Source organism: Herbaspirillum sp. Her4, from assembly GCF_057961335.1.
This window is the reverse complement of the sequence record NZ_CM176330.1, coordinates 764,007-779,805: the sequence shown is the minus strand read 5'-3', so window position 1 is coordinate 779,805 and position 15,799 is coordinate 764,007. Positions and strand designations below refer to the sequence as shown.

17 protein-coding genes are annotated in these 15,799 nt (G+C 62.6%); 11 read left to right on the top strand and 6 right to left on the bottom strand.

What is annotated here, in order from left to right:
• The first annotated feature begins 118 nt into the window (after positions 1-118).
• Both ACWFUC_RS03605 and ACWFUC_RS03600 read left to right on the top strand, forming a co-directional pair.
• Positions 119-379 (top strand): DUF4148 domain-containing protein, encoded by a 261-nt coding sequence (locus tag ACWFUC_RS03605; protein WP_489624129.1) that lies wholly within the window; start codon positions 119-121, stop codon positions 377-379.
• Between the two features lie 115 nt (positions 380-494).
• The gene (locus ACWFUC_RS03600; RefSeq protein WP_121041128.1) at positions 495-719 is read left to right on the top strand and encodes a hypothetical protein; all 225 of its coding nucleotides are present in this window, start codon (positions 495-497) and stop codon (positions 717-719) included.
• 189 nt (positions 720-908) lie between these two features.
• Here the strand turns inward: ACWFUC_RS03600 and ACWFUC_RS03595 are convergent, their stop codons facing one another.
• From ACWFUC_RS03595 to ACWFUC_RS03575, 5 genes are all read right to left on the bottom strand, one after another.
• Positions 909-1,574, bottom strand: coding sequence for a GAD-like domain-containing protein (locus ACWFUC_RS03595; protein ID WP_489624128.1), 666 nt, complete (start codon positions 1,572-1,574; stop codon positions 909-911).
• A gap of 165 nt (positions 1,575-1,739) precedes the next feature.
• Positions 1,740-2,180 (bottom strand): hypothetical protein, encoded by a 441-nt coding sequence (locus ACWFUC_RS03590; RefSeq protein ID WP_489624127.1) that lies wholly within the window; start codon positions 2,178-2,180, stop codon positions 1,740-1,742.
• Positions 2,181-2,190: 10 nt separating this feature from the next.
• Positions 2,191-3,090, bottom strand: coding sequence for a hypothetical protein (locus ACWFUC_RS03585; RefSeq protein ID WP_489624126.1), 900 nt, complete (start codon positions 3,088-3,090; stop codon positions 2,191-2,193).
• Complete coding sequence (locus tag ACWFUC_RS03580; RefSeq protein ID WP_489624125.1) at positions 3,087-3,332, bottom strand: hypothetical protein; 246 nt, start codon at positions 3,330-3,332, stop codon at positions 3,087-3,089. The genes ACWFUC_RS03585 and ACWFUC_RS03580 overlap by 4 nt, the downstream gene beginning before the upstream one ends.
• Positions 3,333-3,669: 337 nt before the next feature.
• Entirely contained in the window at positions 3,670-4,332 is a 663-nt protein-coding gene (locus ACWFUC_RS03575; protein WP_034333177.1) for an NUDIX hydrolase, read from the bottom strand.
• A 211-nt stretch (positions 4,333-4,543) separates the two neighbouring features.
• Here ACWFUC_RS03575 and ACWFUC_RS03570 point away from each other — a divergent pair, with 211 nt between their 5' ends.
• From ACWFUC_RS03570 to ACWFUC_RS03535, 8 genes are all read left to right on the top strand, one after another.
• Positions 4,544-5,407 carry a cysteine hydrolase family protein gene (locus ACWFUC_RS03570; protein WP_489624124.1) on the top strand — a complete coding sequence of 288 codons (864 nt, stop codon included), beginning with the start codon at positions 4,544-4,546 and terminating at the stop codon, positions 5,405-5,407.
• Positions 5,408-5,438: 31 nt separating this feature from the next.
• Positions 5,439-6,641, top strand: a complete 1,203-nt coding sequence (pncB, locus tag ACWFUC_RS03565) for a nicotinate phosphoribosyltransferase (protein ID WP_134223836.1) — start codon at positions 5,439-5,441, stop codon at positions 6,639-6,641.
• Positions 6,642-6,669: 28 nt separating this feature from the next.
• Positions 6,670-8,367, top strand: coding sequence for an NAD+ synthase (locus ACWFUC_RS03560; RefSeq protein WP_489637443.1), 1,698 nt, complete (start codon positions 6,670-6,672; stop codon positions 8,365-8,367).
• 70 nt (positions 8,368-8,437) lie between these two features.
• A complete protein-coding gene (locus ACWFUC_RS03555) occupies positions 8,438-9,487 on the top strand; it encodes a bifunctional nicotinamide-nucleotide adenylyltransferase/Nudix hydroxylase (RefSeq protein WP_489624122.1) in 1,050 nt (349 codons plus the stop codon).
• A 4-nt stretch (positions 9,488-9,491) separates the two neighbouring features.
• Positions 9,492-10,664 (top strand): hypothetical protein, encoded by a 1,173-nt coding sequence (locus ACWFUC_RS03550; RefSeq protein ID WP_489624121.1) that lies wholly within the window; start codon positions 9,492-9,494, stop codon positions 10,662-10,664.
• Positions 10,664-11,818: a TRM11 family SAM-dependent methyltransferase gene (locus tag ACWFUC_RS03545; protein WP_489624120.1), complete on the top strand. Its 1,155-nt coding sequence runs from the start codon at positions 10,664-10,666 to the stop codon at positions 11,816-11,818. The genes ACWFUC_RS03550 and ACWFUC_RS03545 overlap by 1 nt, the downstream gene beginning before the upstream one ends.
• Positions 11,819-12,023: 205 nt before the next feature.
• The gene (locus tag ACWFUC_RS03540) at positions 12,024-12,962 is read left to right on the top strand and encodes a LysR family transcriptional regulator (protein ID WP_039784761.1); all 939 of its coding nucleotides are present in this window, start codon (positions 12,024-12,026) and stop codon (positions 12,960-12,962) included.
• A 33-nt stretch (positions 12,963-12,995) separates the two neighbouring features.
• Positions 12,996-13,916 (top strand): ornithine cyclodeaminase family protein, encoded by a 921-nt coding sequence (locus tag ACWFUC_RS03535; protein ID WP_489624119.1) that lies wholly within the window; start codon positions 12,996-12,998, stop codon positions 13,914-13,916.
• A 73-nt stretch (positions 13,917-13,989) separates the two neighbouring features.
• Here ACWFUC_RS03535 and ACWFUC_RS03530 read toward each other — a convergent pair whose 3' ends face one another.
• Positions 13,990-14,889 (bottom strand): DMT family transporter, encoded by a 900-nt coding sequence (locus tag ACWFUC_RS03530; protein ID WP_489624118.1) that lies wholly within the window; start codon positions 14,887-14,889, stop codon positions 13,990-13,992.
• A gap of 204 nt (positions 14,890-15,093) precedes the next feature.
• Between ACWFUC_RS03530 and ACWFUC_RS03525 the strand changes: the two genes are divergently transcribed.
• Positions 15,094-15,717 (top strand): glutathione S-transferase family protein, encoded by a 624-nt coding sequence (locus tag ACWFUC_RS03525; protein WP_489624117.1) that lies wholly within the window; start codon positions 15,094-15,096, stop codon positions 15,715-15,717.
• Positions 15,718-15,799: the final 82 nt, after the last annotated feature.

Genomic DNA, 15,799 nt, shown 5'->3' with positions numbered 1-15,799 from the left:
GATGCGGTTCTAGAGAGTGAGTGGCGTGAGCCGAACGACATCCCGGCGCCACGCATCACTGAACAGAAATCAACCCGACTGAAGTCCACTTAACGTAACGCATTCAAGGAGAAACATCATGTCCGCAAAGACCATTATCGCCGCCGTCCTGGCCCTGTCCGCTTCGTCCTTCGCTTTCGCTGAAGCCCAATACCCGGTTGACAAGCCTTTCGTCTCGCACACCACCCGCGCTGCCGTGAAGGCCGACCTGGTCCGCGCCCAGGCACAAGGCATCGCCAACCAGCCTGACTCGGTGTTCCCGGCCGTCAGCAACGCTGCTGCCAAGAGCGCCGTGCAAACCGCCGGCAGCGTTGCCGATTCGACCTACGCTGGTGCCTGATGCAGGGTGATCCGATGCGTGGACCGGCATGACCGGCCACGCATCGCGGTTCGCTGCATCGTCACTGGTGTGTAGCAGAACCCCCGGCACGTAAAACAAGAAAGAGGAATTCATCATGCTGCATCAACTGTTCTCGCGTAGTCTTTCCGTGTATCCACGGATCTACCTGCAATTTGCCGCTCTGGTCGGTTTGCTCATTGCCGCCGAGTTCAGCTTGAGCACCCTGTCCATGATGCTGACCCAGCGCGCCGTCTATCGCGTCTCGCAACGTGTGCGCCACCGCCGTGAATTGCAGCGCCGTGAACGCTGTGCCGATAGCGGCGGCAATTGCTGTGCCTGAGCCTGGCTCAAGAATTTCGACATGAAAAAAAGCGGCGCACCCACTGTGGGTGCGCCGTTTTGGTTTTTGGCGCCGATGCCGATGGCGTTTTTCGGGGTGAGGGCTGTTGTCAATGGATGGTTTTTGGACATTCGCTCAGTGTGATTCGTCCCAATGCGGAGGCGGCGCCATTGACGAATGGCTGCATGTTCAAGAATTGAGCAGCTTTTCAATATCGATCCCCGCGAATGGCAATTCTGGCTCTGCGAATTGGTGGAGAATCGTCAGGTGCACGTGGGCATTCATCTTGGCTAAATTTTCTAGGCAAATTTTTCCTCCTAATACGATAGCGGGCTCGAATCCATATATTTCATGCGGCTCAAGCGGGCCTAGTTTGGCTCTGGCGCGTTCGAAGAGCGGCTGGCCGTTCTCATCGTCCATGTCAAGATTGGCCCGCTCACTGAACAAAAAGAGCGAACGGACTGAAGAATCCTGGCGTTCCTTAGTTTTTATTTTCAATTCATTCTGGAGAGCAGTGATCATATTGAGCGCACAATGAATCGTGGTGCTGCACCCGGTTTTCTCGCCACACAGATAGAGTTTGCCAAATGCAGTCCTTGCAATTACGTGGAACGCATCAATTTCATCTAATCCTGTGTCGGCTAGCCACTCATCAACGAGGGCTTCGTAGTCATCGGGGTCAACTGTACAAAAGAGGCCATTCGCATATTCGCACCATCCTTCTTGCTCCCAGTATTTCAATAACTGATCGGGCAGCTTGCCGCGCCATTTTTCAAGGCTTGCAGGGGGAACCGGCGAGCTCTTGGTAGCCTCGCCAAAGTTACTAATAAAATGCTCAAAGTCTTGGTCTCTCATCTCATTCCCTTGCCACGGCAAGGCTCCAATTTGAAATTCATGAACGGTCCCGCTAAATCGTCGTCAGCTCCGACATAGGGAATAATTTTTTTATATTCGCGAATTCCATAGCCTTTTTCCCTTGGACGATCCATTTATTTTGCAAAAGTCTCGGAAGATAAGGCTTCATTTTTCTTTTGGTGGCCACTCATCCCATCTTCCTTTTGCGAAAGCCGTTGCCGACTTGGCTCCGTCATCGTCGTGAAAAAATCCATTCACTGCTAATCCGAGTTTGAGAAAGATACTCACGCCAGCTATTGTTAGCGGTGCATTGTCCCAATCATGCAGAACCTTAAATGCATGCGTGCCCGGAACCTCGAACAAGTTAAGTCCATTCAGTTGGACATTTTGGAGATTGGGGTACAAGCTGATTTCCAACAGTGTTTCATCCATTTCCGAATAGGTTAGTTGCAAACCGTTGTTGCTCCAATATTCTGTCAACTCCTCGGAGCACCAGCTTTTATCGATAGATAAAGGATCGCCTATCAGTTGATGAACCTCGTCGCGAGTCATTCCAAATCTGAGCGGTCCGACGCCGACGTACGACATGATGATGTGTTCCTCCATACTTGATCTCCTAAGGTAATAAGCCGTGCTGTTCAAGGCACTTAAAGTATTCCAACATTTCTAGCATTGCTTCGTTATATTTTCGCTGGTGCCCCAGCTTCTTAGCTATTTGTCGCACATCCCTTATTTCAATGACCATGGCATCTCGCCATTGTTTGTTCTTTAGGAGATTTTCGACTTTCATTCGATAGAGGATCGCTTTATGGGAAGAACCGTTGCTTGAAGTCTTTGTATGGTCGGTAGGGTCCATTTGAATGGCCGGTCCTTCGTCGCGCTTCAACGGGCTGAAATCATCAGCCGGCATGTGATGCGAATCTTTTCCATCGTTCCTTGGCTTGCTCGTCTTGCCGTGTGCTCCCCCTCGATATGGCCCTTTGCCACTTCCCTGTCGGAGATGATCACAAGGCCCCTTCTTCCTTCCCTTGATCGTGGTATCTTTGCCGCCCCTCCTGCCTCCGCCGCCTCCTTGGGCAGCCGTCGCTGCATTGACATCCCTCGCCACCTTGGCGTTTTCCTGCGCTTCTTTAGCGGCCTTGGCAGCCTTGAGCGCTTCTTCAGCTTCACGCGCTCCCTTGGCGACTCTTGCCGCGCTCACTGCGCGCTTGGCTACCTTGCCTGCCGTCGTGACCACCTTGCCGCCCGGTATCATGCTCGCCGCAGCAATCCCCGCTTCAACGTAATCGCCCTCGGCGGTATAGATGGCCGCGTCGATCGCCCCCGTGATGACCGACAAGCCCGGAACGAAACTGGCCACGCCCAGCACGCCGTGTACCCAAGGACTGGACTTCTGCCAAAACGTTTTCTCGGCCGCAGTCTCTGCCTTGATGGCTGCGTTGGCGCCGCCACCGTGCGGCGCGATGTGCGTGAACGACCTGTCAGCCTGTTCGAGGATGACGCCCTTGGTCGTCATGACACTGCGTCCCGCGTCTTATCGACCGGGTTGCAGGGCAGGTCGTTGAATTCAATCCAGGTCTGATCGGCCAAGCGCGCAAGAGCAAGCGCGAAGCCGGGTGACAAGCCCTCGCCGTCGTCAAGCTGGTTGACTAACGGTTCATTTTGGGAGACGGGGTGATACGGAAAAGCCCGCCGCAGAATGCGGGCGCAAGGATGGTCCGGAAGCCGCTGTTCCAGACCCGGGGATGCTTTGGGCATGCGAAGATCCTGTGCTCATCAAGTATCCCTCCCTGATGCAACACTGGCCCGCATTGTAGTGTTTCCATGTGGAAACTGGCAACTTCCGGATGACGGCTGCAGCTACGAAATGCTGAAGATGCGACCAAGGGGCAGCCTGCCCGGCAATGGTCCTGGCCCAGCCTGTATCAGCTGGCACCCCAGGCAAAGATTCAACTTGAAACAAAGGCCCGGGGGCGGCGCGAAACCGGACCCGGGCCTCCAAGGAGCAAGGTCACTGGCCAACGTTATATGACTAGTTCATCCGGTGTGCGCCGCTTTCCTTCGTACTGGCCGATCACAATGCAGCTGGCCATCCTCAAAGCCCGCGCTCCAGCAACTGCAACTCTTCACGAAAGGCGGGCTTCAGGCGATACAGCTGCGCCGGACGATGCGCCCCGCTCTCGAACTGTCCGTCCACCGGATCGAGCATGTCCATCTCGGTCATCTTGCGGCGGAAACTCACCTTGTTGATGCTCTCGCCCATCAGCACTTCATAGACCCGCTGCAACTGCGGCAAGGTGAAGACATCGCCCAGCAGATGGCAGGGCAGCGACGAATACTGGCTCTTGCTGCGCAGGCGCGAGACGGCGGTGCCGATGATGTCGCCATGATCGAAGGGCAGCGGCGGCAGGCGGTCCACGCTGTGCAGGCGGACCTCGTCCCGCTCGGCCTGGGCGATGGTGCTGGCCGGTACCAGCGCGTAATACGCGATCGAGATCGACCAGCCGCGCGGATCACGCGCCGCACCGGAGAAGGTGGCCAGTTGTTCCAGATAGGGCGCGGCGATGCCGGTCTTGTCCAGCAGCACGCGGCGCGCGGCATCGCGCGCATCGACGTCAGTGCGCGCATGAATGTAGCCGCCGGGCAGCGCCGCCACCCCCTTGAAGGGCGCATGTTCGCGCTTGAGCAGCGCCACTTCCAGCCCCTCGGCCGTGAGCGTGAGCAACGCCACATCCACTGTGCAGATCACCGGATCCATTTTTCTCCTCGCCTTGTCCAAGTCCGGGAAGTCTAAAGGTACTTAGTGTCATTGTGAATCTATTTGTTGCGATTCGAATCACGGATGACCTGCAAGCCATATTTAAAGCGCCAATCTAGAAAATTCACGAAATCTTTGTTAGTTGCAAAATTAAATTAAGTGGTCTACACTGGCCTTACCGTAACCCGACGCATTCCGAAAGGTGGACACCATGAAGCGCTCCCTGCATCTCCTCGTGATCGATCCGCAAAACGATTTCTGCGACCTGCCGACGGACTGGCTGCCGGTGGACCCGGCTACCGGCGGGATACTGCAACCAGCGCTGCCGGTGGCGGGCAGCCATGCCGACCTGCAACGCGTGGCGCGTCTGATCGACCAGGGCGGTACCGGCCTGTCGGCCATCAGCATCACCCTCGACGCCCACCACAGGCTGGACATCGCCCATCCCACGTTCTGGCAGCAAGCCGATGGTGCGGCGGTCACGCCTTTCACCCAGATTGAGGCCGCGCAGGTCCGTGCCGGCACTTACCTGCCACGCGATCCGCAAGCATTGCCGCGCGCACTGGCCTATCTCGATGCCCTGGAAACCGCCGGACGCTATCGCCTCATGGTCTGGCCGGTGCACTGCGAGATCGGCAGCTGGGGCGGGGCGGTCCACGCCGATGTGCGTGCCGCCTACAACCGCTGGGAAGAACGCACGCTGGGCGTGGTCACCAAGCTGGGCAAGGGCAGCAACCCTTGGACCGAGCACTATTCCGCAGTGATGGCCGAAGTGCCGGATGACGACGATCCGGCCACCCAGCTCAACCGTGGCTTCATCGCCACCCTGGCGCAGGCCGATACCGTCTACATCACCGGCGAGGCGGGCAGCCACTGCGTGCGCGCCACCACCGAGCACATCGCCGCCAACCTCGATGCCGCCGGCCGTGCCCGGCTGGTATTGGTGACCGATTGCATGAGTCCGGTGGCCGGCTTCGAGGCGCAGTACCGGGACTTCCTGGCGGCCATGTCACAGGCTGGCGTGCGCCTGGCCACTTCGGAGCAGGTGCTGCAGGAACTGCAAGCCAACGCCTGACCCCATCAACGTCTGAAAGGAGTGCCCCATCATGGCACCCGTCGTTCGCAGTCTGCTGGAAACCGATCTCTACAAGTTCACCATGTGGCAGGCGCTGCTGCACAGCCATCCGGGTGCCCAGGCCGAATACACCTTCGTGTGCCGCAACCAGCCGCAATTCCCGCTGGCCGAATTGAAAGAAGAGGTGGAGCGCGAGCTGGATCACCTGTGCAGCCTGCGCTTCAGCAGTGATGAACTGGCCTATCTGGCGCAGTTGCGCTACATGAAGAGCGACTTCATCGATTTCCTCGCGCTGTTCCGCTTCCAGCGCAAGTTCATCGAGGTCAGCACCGAGGGCGAGCGCCTGTGCATCGTGGCGCGCGGTCCGCAGGTGCATGTGATGGGCTTCGAAATCTTCGTGCTCTACATCGTCAACGAACTCTATTTCCGCCGGATCGGCACGCCAGCGGCCGGGGCAGAAGCGCGCCGCCGCCTGCAGGACAAGCTCGCACTCCTGCACGCCTTCGCCGCTGAAGCGCCAGGCCGCCATCCCTTCGAGTTCTTCGACTTCGGCGTGCGCCGCCGCTACAGCGGAGCGTGGCAGGAGGAAGTGGTGGCGACGCTGGCGCGCGAGGTCCCGCAGTATTTCAAGGGCACCTCCAACGTCTGGCTCGCCAAGAAGTATCAACTGGTGCCGATCGGCACCATGGCCCACGAATACCTGCAGTCCTATCAATCCTTCGGCGTGCGGCTGCGTGATTTCCAGAAGGCCGCACTGGAAGACTGGGTGCAGGAATACCGCGGCGACCTCGGCGTGGCCCTGACCGACGTGGTCGGCATGGATGCCTTCCTGGCCGACTTCGACCTGTATTTCGCCAAGCTCTTCGATGGCCTGCGGCACGACTCCGGTGATCCCTTCGAATGGGGCGAGAAGGCGCTGGCGCACTATCGCAAGCTGCGCCTGGATGCCAACACCAAGCGCCTGGTGTTCTCCGATGGACTGGACCTGCCGCAGGCGCTGCGTCTGTATCGTCATTTTTCCGACCGTGCCATGACCGGTTTCGGCATCGGCACCAACCTCAGCAACGACACCGGCATCGCGCCGCTGAACATCGTCATGAAGCTGTCGTCCTGCAATGGCCAGGCCGTGGCCAAGCTGTCCGATTCGCCGGGCAAGACTTTGTGCAAGGATGAAACTTTCCTGGCCTACCTGCGCCAGCTGTTCGGCATCGCTGCGCCGGCCACCCCTGCCTGAGCCGCTGCGGCGGCAGAAAGGATGCATCATGCTTCGCATCGCCATCGCCCAATGCAATCCCACCATCGGTGACTTCACCGGCAACCTGGCGCTTCACCTCGATGCCCTGCAGCGCGCCGCCCGGGCCGGTGCCGACCTGGTGGTCTTTCCAGAACTCTCGGTCTGCGGCTACTACCCCGGCGATTTGCTGGAAGAAGCACGCTTCCTGGCGCAGGCCGAACAGACTTTGCAATCGGTCATCGACGCCACCCGCAGCCTGCCCGGACTGACAGCCGTGATCGGCGCGCCGCGCCGCAATCCCGGCCCCGGCAAGCCGCTCTTCAATGCCCTGCTGGCGGTGCGCGAGGGTGTGATCGTGGCCGAGTATCACAAGCAGTTGCTGCCGGTGTATGGCGTCTTCGATGATGGCCGCCATTTCGAGGCCGGTCCGGAGACGGCCTGCGTGTTGCCGGTCAAGGGCATGCGGGTCGGCTTCCTGATCTGCGAGGATGGCTGGAACGACGACCTGCGCAGCTATCGCGTCAATCCCTTCGAGAAGCTGGCCCAGGCCGATGCGCAACTGGTGGTCTCCATCAATGCCAGTCCGTCGGATGTGGGCAAGCGCAGCCAGCGCCACGCGCTGTTCCAGGCCGCCTGCCTGCGCCGTCAGATGGCGCTGCTCTACGTCAACCAGGTGGGCGGGCAGGACCAGCTGGTGTATGACGGCGGCTCCTTCGCCATGTCGCCGCTGCAGGGACTGGCCTTCGAGGCGGCGCGCCTGGCCGAGGATTTCCAGGTCATCGCCTTCGAGAGCGAACGCTTCCTGCGCAGCGACGGTGTGGGCGAACCGGTCCGCGCAGACCAGACCCTGGCCACGCCCGAATTCCAGCGCCGCCAGATCCTGCTGGGCCTGCGCGACTATGCGCGCCGTTGCGGCTTCGGCAAGGTGGTGGTCGGTTGTTCCGGTGGCATCGATTCGGCGCTCACCATCGCGCTGGCCGTGGAGGCGCTGGGTGCGCAGAACGTGGTGGCGGTGACCATGCCGTCGATGTTCTCCAGCACCGGTTCGGTCGATGATTCCGAAACGCTGTGCCAGGCGCTGGGCGTGACGCTGTTCCGCCATCCCATTTCCGATCTGGTGCGCGAGTTCGAGGACGGTTTTGCCAAGGCCTTCGGCGCACCCCTGCGCGGGCTGCCGCTGGAAAACCTGCAGGCCCGCGTGCGCGGTGCCATCCTCATGGAATATTCCAACGGCTATGACGCGCTCCTGCTGACCACCGGCAACAAGAGCGAGATCTCGGTCGGCTACTGCACCCTGTATGGCGATACCAACGGGGGGCTGGGCCTGATCGGCGATCTCTACAAGACCGAGGTTTATGCCCTGGCGCGCCACCTCAATGCGCAGGCCGGCCGCGAGATCATCCCCGCGGCCATCATCGACAAGGCCCCCTCGGCCGAACTGGCCCCGGACCAGCGCGATACCGACAGCCTGCCGCCTTACGAGGTGCTGGACGAGATTCTCAAGTGGCACATCGAAGGCAGCCGCCTTCCTGCCGATGAAGCCCTTGCGGCAAGCCGCGCAGTCGAACAGCTCAGCGGAACCGAAACCGGGGCAGCACTGGTCGAACGCATCTGCCGCATGGTGGCGCGCAACGAATACAAGCGCCGCCAGTCGCCGCCAGTGATCCGGGTGCGCGCCCGGGCCTTTGGCAGCGGAAGGCAGATTCCGATCGCAGTGCGCTATTGAGGCGCTGGCCGTCATCCGTCATTCAGGTGAACGGCCGTTCGACCCTGTTGATAAAAATTAAGGAAAGCGCATGCCCGTCCTGACTCCGCAATACGATGCCGCCGTGGTGATCGGCCGCTTCCAGCCCGTGCACAACGGCCATCTGCACCTGCTGCATCACGCGCTGGAGCGCGCGGCCACGGTGATCGTGGTGCTGGGTTCGGCCTTCCACGCCCGCAACACCAAGAACCCCTTCACCTGGGAAGAGCGCGCCGCCATGATCGCCGGTGCCATGCCGCCGGGCCAGCGCGAACGCCTGCGCTTCGTCGCTACCCGCGATTACTACGACGATCGCCGCTGGTCCGCCGAAGTGCGCCGCCTGGTCGCGGCCGAGACCGATCCCCAGGCAAGGGTGCTGCTGGTCGGGCACTTCAAGGATGCCTCCAGCTACTACCTGCGCCACTTCCCGCAATGGCAGCTGGAAACCCTGCCGCGCGCGGGCGACATCGATGCCACCGACATTCGCACTGTCTGGTTCGAGGCCGAGGACCTGGAAGTCAGCCTCGACGTTCTCGACATGATGGTGCCGCCCAGCGTGCGCCACTACCTGCGCGCCTGGTCACTGCTGCCGCATTACGCCGCCCTGGTGGAAGAACATCGCCAGTTGCGCAAGTATCAAGCGGCCTGGGCTGCGGCACCTTATCCGCCGGTCTTCACGACAGTGGATGCCGTGATCCGCGCGGCGGACCACGTGCTGCTGGTACAGCGCAAGGGCTTTCCGGGGCGCGGGCTGTGGGCCATCCCCGGCGGTTTCCTGGACCAGCGCGAGCGCCTGATGCAGGCCGCCCTGCGCGAACTGGCCGAGGAAACCAACCTGGCCGTGCTGGATGTGACGCTGGAAGAGGCGCTGGTGGACGTCAAGATTTTCGATCACCCCGACCGCAGTGCGCGCGGCCGCACCATCACTCACGCTTACTACTTTGACCTGCGGCTGGAACAACTTCCCGAGGTCGAGGCCGCCGATGATGCGGCCCAGGCGGTGTGGACACCGATTGCACAACTGGCGGCGATGGAGGCGAGCTTCTTCGACGATCACTTCCATATCCTCGATACCTTCCTCAACCTCACCGGCAGCGAGTGAGATCATGGCCATTCCCGAAGCTGTCGATCCCATCGCACCGGATAGCCCGGCCCTGCCGGACCTGATGCCCGCCGCCCTGCAGCAGCTGCTGGAAAACCGCCTGCCACGCGTGATCCGGCGCGAGCCCGACCAGGACGACGCAAGGCGCTGGCGGCGCTGGGAGATCGGCGGGCGTACCGTGCAGATCGCCCAGCCCGTGACCTTTACCCCCTATGCCTCGGCGCAACCATGCTCGGCGCGCTGTCGCTTCTGTTCCGAAACGCTGGACGATGGCGGCCCGCACGCAGCAGCGCTACGACCCGGTCCGCAGTACGGCGCACAGCTCCGGCAAGCGCTCGCTGCGCTGCGCGGGCTGCCGCTGTCGTGGTCGCTGTCGGGACTGGAGACCACCGATGACGCCGGCTGGATGCTGTCCATGCTCGATGTCCTGCAGGAGCACGCGCGCCAGTCACCCGTGCAGGGCAGCGTGCTCTACACCAATGGCGCCGGCCTGGCCACGCCGCGTGGCGCGGAGCTGATCGCGCGCTTGCAGGCCTTCGATCTCGGCTGGGTGGAACTGTCGCGCCACCATCATGAGGCCCAAGCCAATCAGGCCATCATGCGTTTTCGCAGCGGACAGGCGGTTGCCACGCAGGCCGGCATCGACGCCACGCTCACGCAACTGGTGCCGCAGTTGCCGGTGAAGCTGGTGTGCATCGTGCAGCAGGGTGGCATCGATGGCGTGCCCGCGCTGAAAGCCTATCTGCGCTGGGCGCAACAGCGCGGTGTGACGGCGGTGATCCTGCGCGAGTTCTCGCAACTCGGACCGCAATACCGCAACAACGTGACGGCCCGCTACATCGGCGGCGCGCGCATCGATGTGGCGGCGTTGCTGGCAGCCTGCCTGGCCGATCCGGAACTGAGCGCCGAAGCGCAACCGGTGCACGCCACCTCCGGCTACTACTTCTGGAACGTGGTGCTGCACTGGCGCGGCATGCAGCTCACCTTCGAAGCCTCGGACTATGTGCGCATGCATGCGCGCCATGCCAGCGGACGCATCTACAAGCTGGTGTTCCATGCCAATGGCCGCCTGTGCGGCGGCTGGAATCCCGAACAACACGTGCTGCTGGAAACCACCGGTGCCGCCCCCATGCGCAGTCGCGCGGTGCAGCCGCTGCAGCTGCTGCGGAGCCCGTGATGAACGACAACAGCTGGCTGCACCTCAGCAGGCAGGACCCGGCCTGGACCCTGCCACGGGAGCTGGCCGAGACCGATCCCTTCGGCGCGCGCGATTGCGGCTGGGTGGAGCAGATGCAGCCGTTCATTGCGCACCTGTGCCCGCCTGACGGCAAGGTGCTCGATCCCTTCTGCGGATTTGGCAGCACGCTGGTCGCCGCGCACAGCGTGGGCCGCGCGGGCATCGGCATCGAGATAGATGGCCAGCGCGTGGCATTGACGCGCCAGCGGCTGCAGCGTCTCGGGGCCGATGGTCCGCCACAGCAAGTGTTGCAAGGCGATGCCACGGCGCTCGCGCATTCCCTGCCGCCGGTGGACCTGGTGTTGAGCAACGTGCCTTACTTCGGCTGCCAGTGGCCGGACGCCTCCGACGCCGCGCACGCTGGACAGCTTTACGCCAGCCAGACCTACGCCGCTTTCCTCGGCATGCTGGAGCGTCTGCTGCGCGCATTGCGCGACTGTTTGCGTCCCGGCGGCTGGCTGGTGCTGTGCGCCGAGAACCTGCGGGTGGGCGAGCAGTTCGTGCCGCTGGCCTGGGATCTGGCACGGCTGATGGCGGACCGCTTCCGTTTCGTCGAAGAACGCATCCTGGTTTATGACCGCGCCAGTACGTCCGAGACGCCCGGCCAGCTGCGCAGCAATCGTTCGCACGAATACGCGCTGATCGCGCGCCATCTGCCGCACGCCATCGATACGGAGCAGACTCTTGCCGTACTGCAAGCGCTGCAGTTGGCGCATCCGGGGTTCGTCCTTTACGGCAGCTTTGCGCGCTGGCTGCAGGATTTGCCGTTGTCGCAGGCGCCCGCCGATGCGGATCTGTTGCTTCCCGACGATCCGCGACTGGTTGCTGCCGTGTGCCATTGGCTGGAACAGCAGGGCTTCGCGCTCACCTGCTGGGGCGCACCGTTCTCGGCCGCCATGGCCGGCTCCGCTGCGGCCGTGCTCCCGGAGCGCCACTACCTGCGCGCCGTGCGGCTCGACCGTGCGGGCCGGCAGGTGCGGCTGGACCTGTGCCTGCGCGATGCACAGTACGATGTGGCAACTGTTCTTCCGCATGCAGTTTTCCGTCACGGCTTGCCCCTGATGCCGCCAGCGCTGTTGCAGGGCCCCGGCTGAGCTGGTGTGATCACTGCGCTGCATCGTTTATTCACCGCCTGTGCTCCCGCTTTCAATGCGCCTCATGCCAAAATGGCATGGGGCGCTGCTCATGCCATTTCGGTATAGTGGCTGCGTTCCAAAGGAGGGTCGCCGCCAGGCACAACGTGGTCGGCACCAAAGACAAGCCGCCGGATCAGCGCGGCAAGCCAACGGGGTAGGGAAGATGGAAATCAAATGGGTGGAGGACTTCCTCTCGGTCGTCGATACGCTGAATTTCAGCCGCTCGGCCAAACTGCGCAATGTCACGCAACCGGCCTTCGGCCGCCGCATCCGCTCGCTGGAAACCTGGCTGGGCGCCGAACTGTTCGATCGCTCGTCCTATCCCTGCACGCTCACGCCGGCCGGTGAATCCTTCGTCCCGATCGCCAAGGAAATGCTCAACCAGTCGATGCAGGCGCGGCTGGTGCTGCGCGGCCAACTGGCAGGTGCGCAATCCTCGGTACGCTTTGCGATGCCGCACACGCTCTTGCTGACGGTGTTCCCCAAGCTGCTGTCGGAAATCGAAAAGACCATCGGCGCCATCGCCACCACCGTCATGGCCGGCAACGTGCACGATGCCGTCATGGCCCTGGTGGAGCGCAACTGCGACCTGCTGCTGTGCTATGACCATCGCCAGCAGGGCATCGCCCTCGATACCGAACGCTATGCCGTGCTTTCGCTGGGCAAGGAGCCGCTGCGTCCCTATGTCAAGACGCTGCCCAGTGGCCAGCCCAAGTATGTGTTGCCAGGGACGCCCAATGATCCGCAACCTTTCCTCAGTTATTCCCCGTATTCCTCGCTCTCGCGCATCGTCGAGAAGGCCCTGCATTCCAGCCCGCGCCGCGTGCACCTGTTCCGCCGCTTCGAGACCGACCTGGCCGAAGGCTTGAAGAGCATGGCCGTCGAAGGCCACGGCATCGCCTGGCTGCCGGCCAGTGCGGTGTCGCGCGAGATCGCCGAGGGCAAGCTGACCCTGGCCATCGCCCCGAACGACAGCGAAGCGCTGGAGCAGGGGCTGTGGTGCGACGAGATGGATATCCGCGTCTATCGCCGTCTGGATGGAGCCAATCCGGACATAGACCGGATCTGGAACTATCTCAAGGCCGAGCACGGCACGCCATAATTTTTCCTGCATTTTTTGAAGCCAAGGTCCCGCATGAAATTTCTCACCAACCAGCAGGTCAGCGAACTGCTGACCACCGAAGACGCCATCGCCTCCATGCGCGAGGCCTTTGCCCACGCCGCCGAGGGCGCGCACCAGGGGCGCGTGCGCACCAGTGCCGCCAATGGCGTGATGCTGTCGATGATGGGGGCGGTCATTCCGTCGGCGGGGATCGCCGGGGCCAAGGTCTATACCACCATCAAGGGCCAGTTCAGGTTCGTCATCCAGCTGTTCTCCAGCGAGACCGGCGCACCGCTGTGCACGCTGGAGGGCGACGCCATGACCGGCCTGCGCACTGCAGCCGCAACCGCAGTGGCCTGCGACGCGCTGGCCCGCAGGGATGCCGCCACCCTGGCGGTGATCGGCACCGGCGTGCAGGCGCGTTCGCACATTCCGGCGCTGCTGCAGGTGCGGCCGTTCAAGGAAGTATTGATCGCCGGCTTGTCGGGCCGCGAAGCCCTGGCCGAGGAAGTCACGCGCACCCTGGGCGTTCCGGCGCGCGTGGTGAGCATCGATGAAGCCGCCGCCGCAGCGGACGTGCTGGTCACCGTGACCCGTTCAGCCACGCCGCTGTTCGATGGCAAGCTGCTGCGTCCGGGGGCCTTCGTGGCCGCCGTCGGTGCCTCCAAGGCCAACGTGCGCGAGCTGGACGACACCGCCATCGGCCGTGCCGCCGCGCTGTTCGTGGAATGGAAGCCGCAGGCGCAGCAGGAGGCCGGCGACCTGGTGCAGTGCGCACCGGGCGTGTTCGCGTGGGACAAGGTGATGGAACTGGCGCAGGCTGTCGATGGCAGCATGCCTTATCAGCGCCGCGACGAGGACATCGTCATCTACAAGGCCATCGGCATCGGGCTGGAAGATGTGGCGCTGGCAGGGCTGGCGTATCGCAAGGCGTGCGCGCAGTACGGCTGGTAAGCCGAATCTGGCGGGATGAAAAAAGGCGCTGCGGATTTTCCCGCAGCGCCTTTTTGTTTGGCGCAGCCTCGAATCAGGCAGTCACTTTCTTGTTCTTGGCGGCTGCTGCCGGTTTGGCCCGCAAGGCGGTGGCGGTGGCGATGAGCACGACGGCGATGCCGGTCACGGTGCCCACGGTCACCGGTTCATCCAGCAGCAGCCAGCCCCACAGCGAAGCGGTCATCGGCACCAGGAAGGTCACGGTGATGGCCTTGGTCGCCCCTTCAGCGGCAATCAGTTGGAAGAACAGTGCGTAAGCGATACCGGTACAGAGCACGCCCAGCACCAGTACAGATAACAGCGCAGGCAGGGTACCCGCCTGCAGCGCATGCGGCATCGACGGCGCAGCCAGCGGCAGCAGGCACAGGGCAGCGGCGAACTGGCTGCCGGTGGCCATGGCGATGGGCGGGATGCCGCCGGCGCGCATGCGCGTGAAGGTGGCCGCAAAACCATAGCTGACAGCCGCACCCATGGCCGCCAGCACCCCGGCGATCACCAGCGCATCGACCGGTGCCGGGCCGATGCCCACCAGCACCGCCACGCCGACCAGGCCCAGCACGAAGGCCCCGGTACGCACCAGGCTCAGCCGTTCGCCCAGCAGCAGGAAACCGAACATGGCCGTGAAGATCGGTGCCAGCGAATTCATGGTGGCCATGTAGGCCGAGGGAATGTGCAGCGCCGACCAGGCAAACAGCGCGAAGGGCAGGGCGGTATTGAAGATGCCGATCACCAGGTAGGGCAGCCAGTTGCGTCGCCACTGCAGCGGCACCCCGCGCATGCGGGCAAAGGCCAGCAGCGACAGCGTAGCCAGCGAGGCACGGCCGAAGGTGGTCAGCATGGGGCCGAAGACCGGAGCGGCGATGCGCATGAGCATGAAGCTGGTGCCCCAGATGGCAGCCAGCAGCAACAGCTTGGCAATGTTGGAGGAAGACATGGATGTGGGCGGCAGGTATGGCCAGTGGGAGGTCGATTGTACGGCCACTTCCTCGAGCCGTCCCGGTACAGTTGGCAGCTTTGTACCGGGCCACTTGACTGCAGCGCAACAGTCACCGGGGAGAATGAGGAAGAACTGTGCATGGCACCGTACCGGGCCACCTGCTAGGCTTGCCAGCCTGACACTTACTGTACGGGAGCCTGCATGCTGACGATCTACGGCCGTGACAATTCCATCAACGTACGCAAGGTCCTGTGGGCCTGCAGCGAGCTGGACATTGCCTTCGAGCGGCAGGACTGGGGTATTGGTTTCAAATCGACCAGCGAGCCTTCCTTCGTTGCCATGAATCCCAATGCGATGGTGCCGGTGATTGATGATGATGGCTTCGTCCTGTGGGAGTCCAACAGCATCCTGCGCTATCTCGCCGGGCAATACGGTGACGGTGCGCTGTATCCGCAAGCACTGCGTCTGCGCGCACGCATCGACCAGTGGATGGACTGGCAGGCCAGCGACCTCAACCGCAGCTGGAGCTATGCCTTCATGGCGCTGGTGCGCAAGTCGCCCGAGCATGGCGATGCGCAGCAACTGGCGGCTTCCATCGCTGGCTGGACGCGCTTCATGCAGGTGCTGGAACAACGGTTGCAGCACAGTGGCGGTTTCGTGGCGGGTCCTGCATTCACGCTGGCCGATATTCCGGTCGGGTTGTCGGTCAATCGCTGGTTCGGCACGCCCTTGGACCATGCGCCCTTGCCGGCCGTGGCAGCGTATTACGAGCGTCTCAGCGAGCGGCCCGGCTTCCGTGCCTACGGCCGCAACGGCATGGCCTGATGGCGGCGGGCGCGGTACACTGCGGCCTTGCGCATGCGCGCCCATTTCCGTCCTGCAGGTTCACCATGGCCACCCGAAAGAA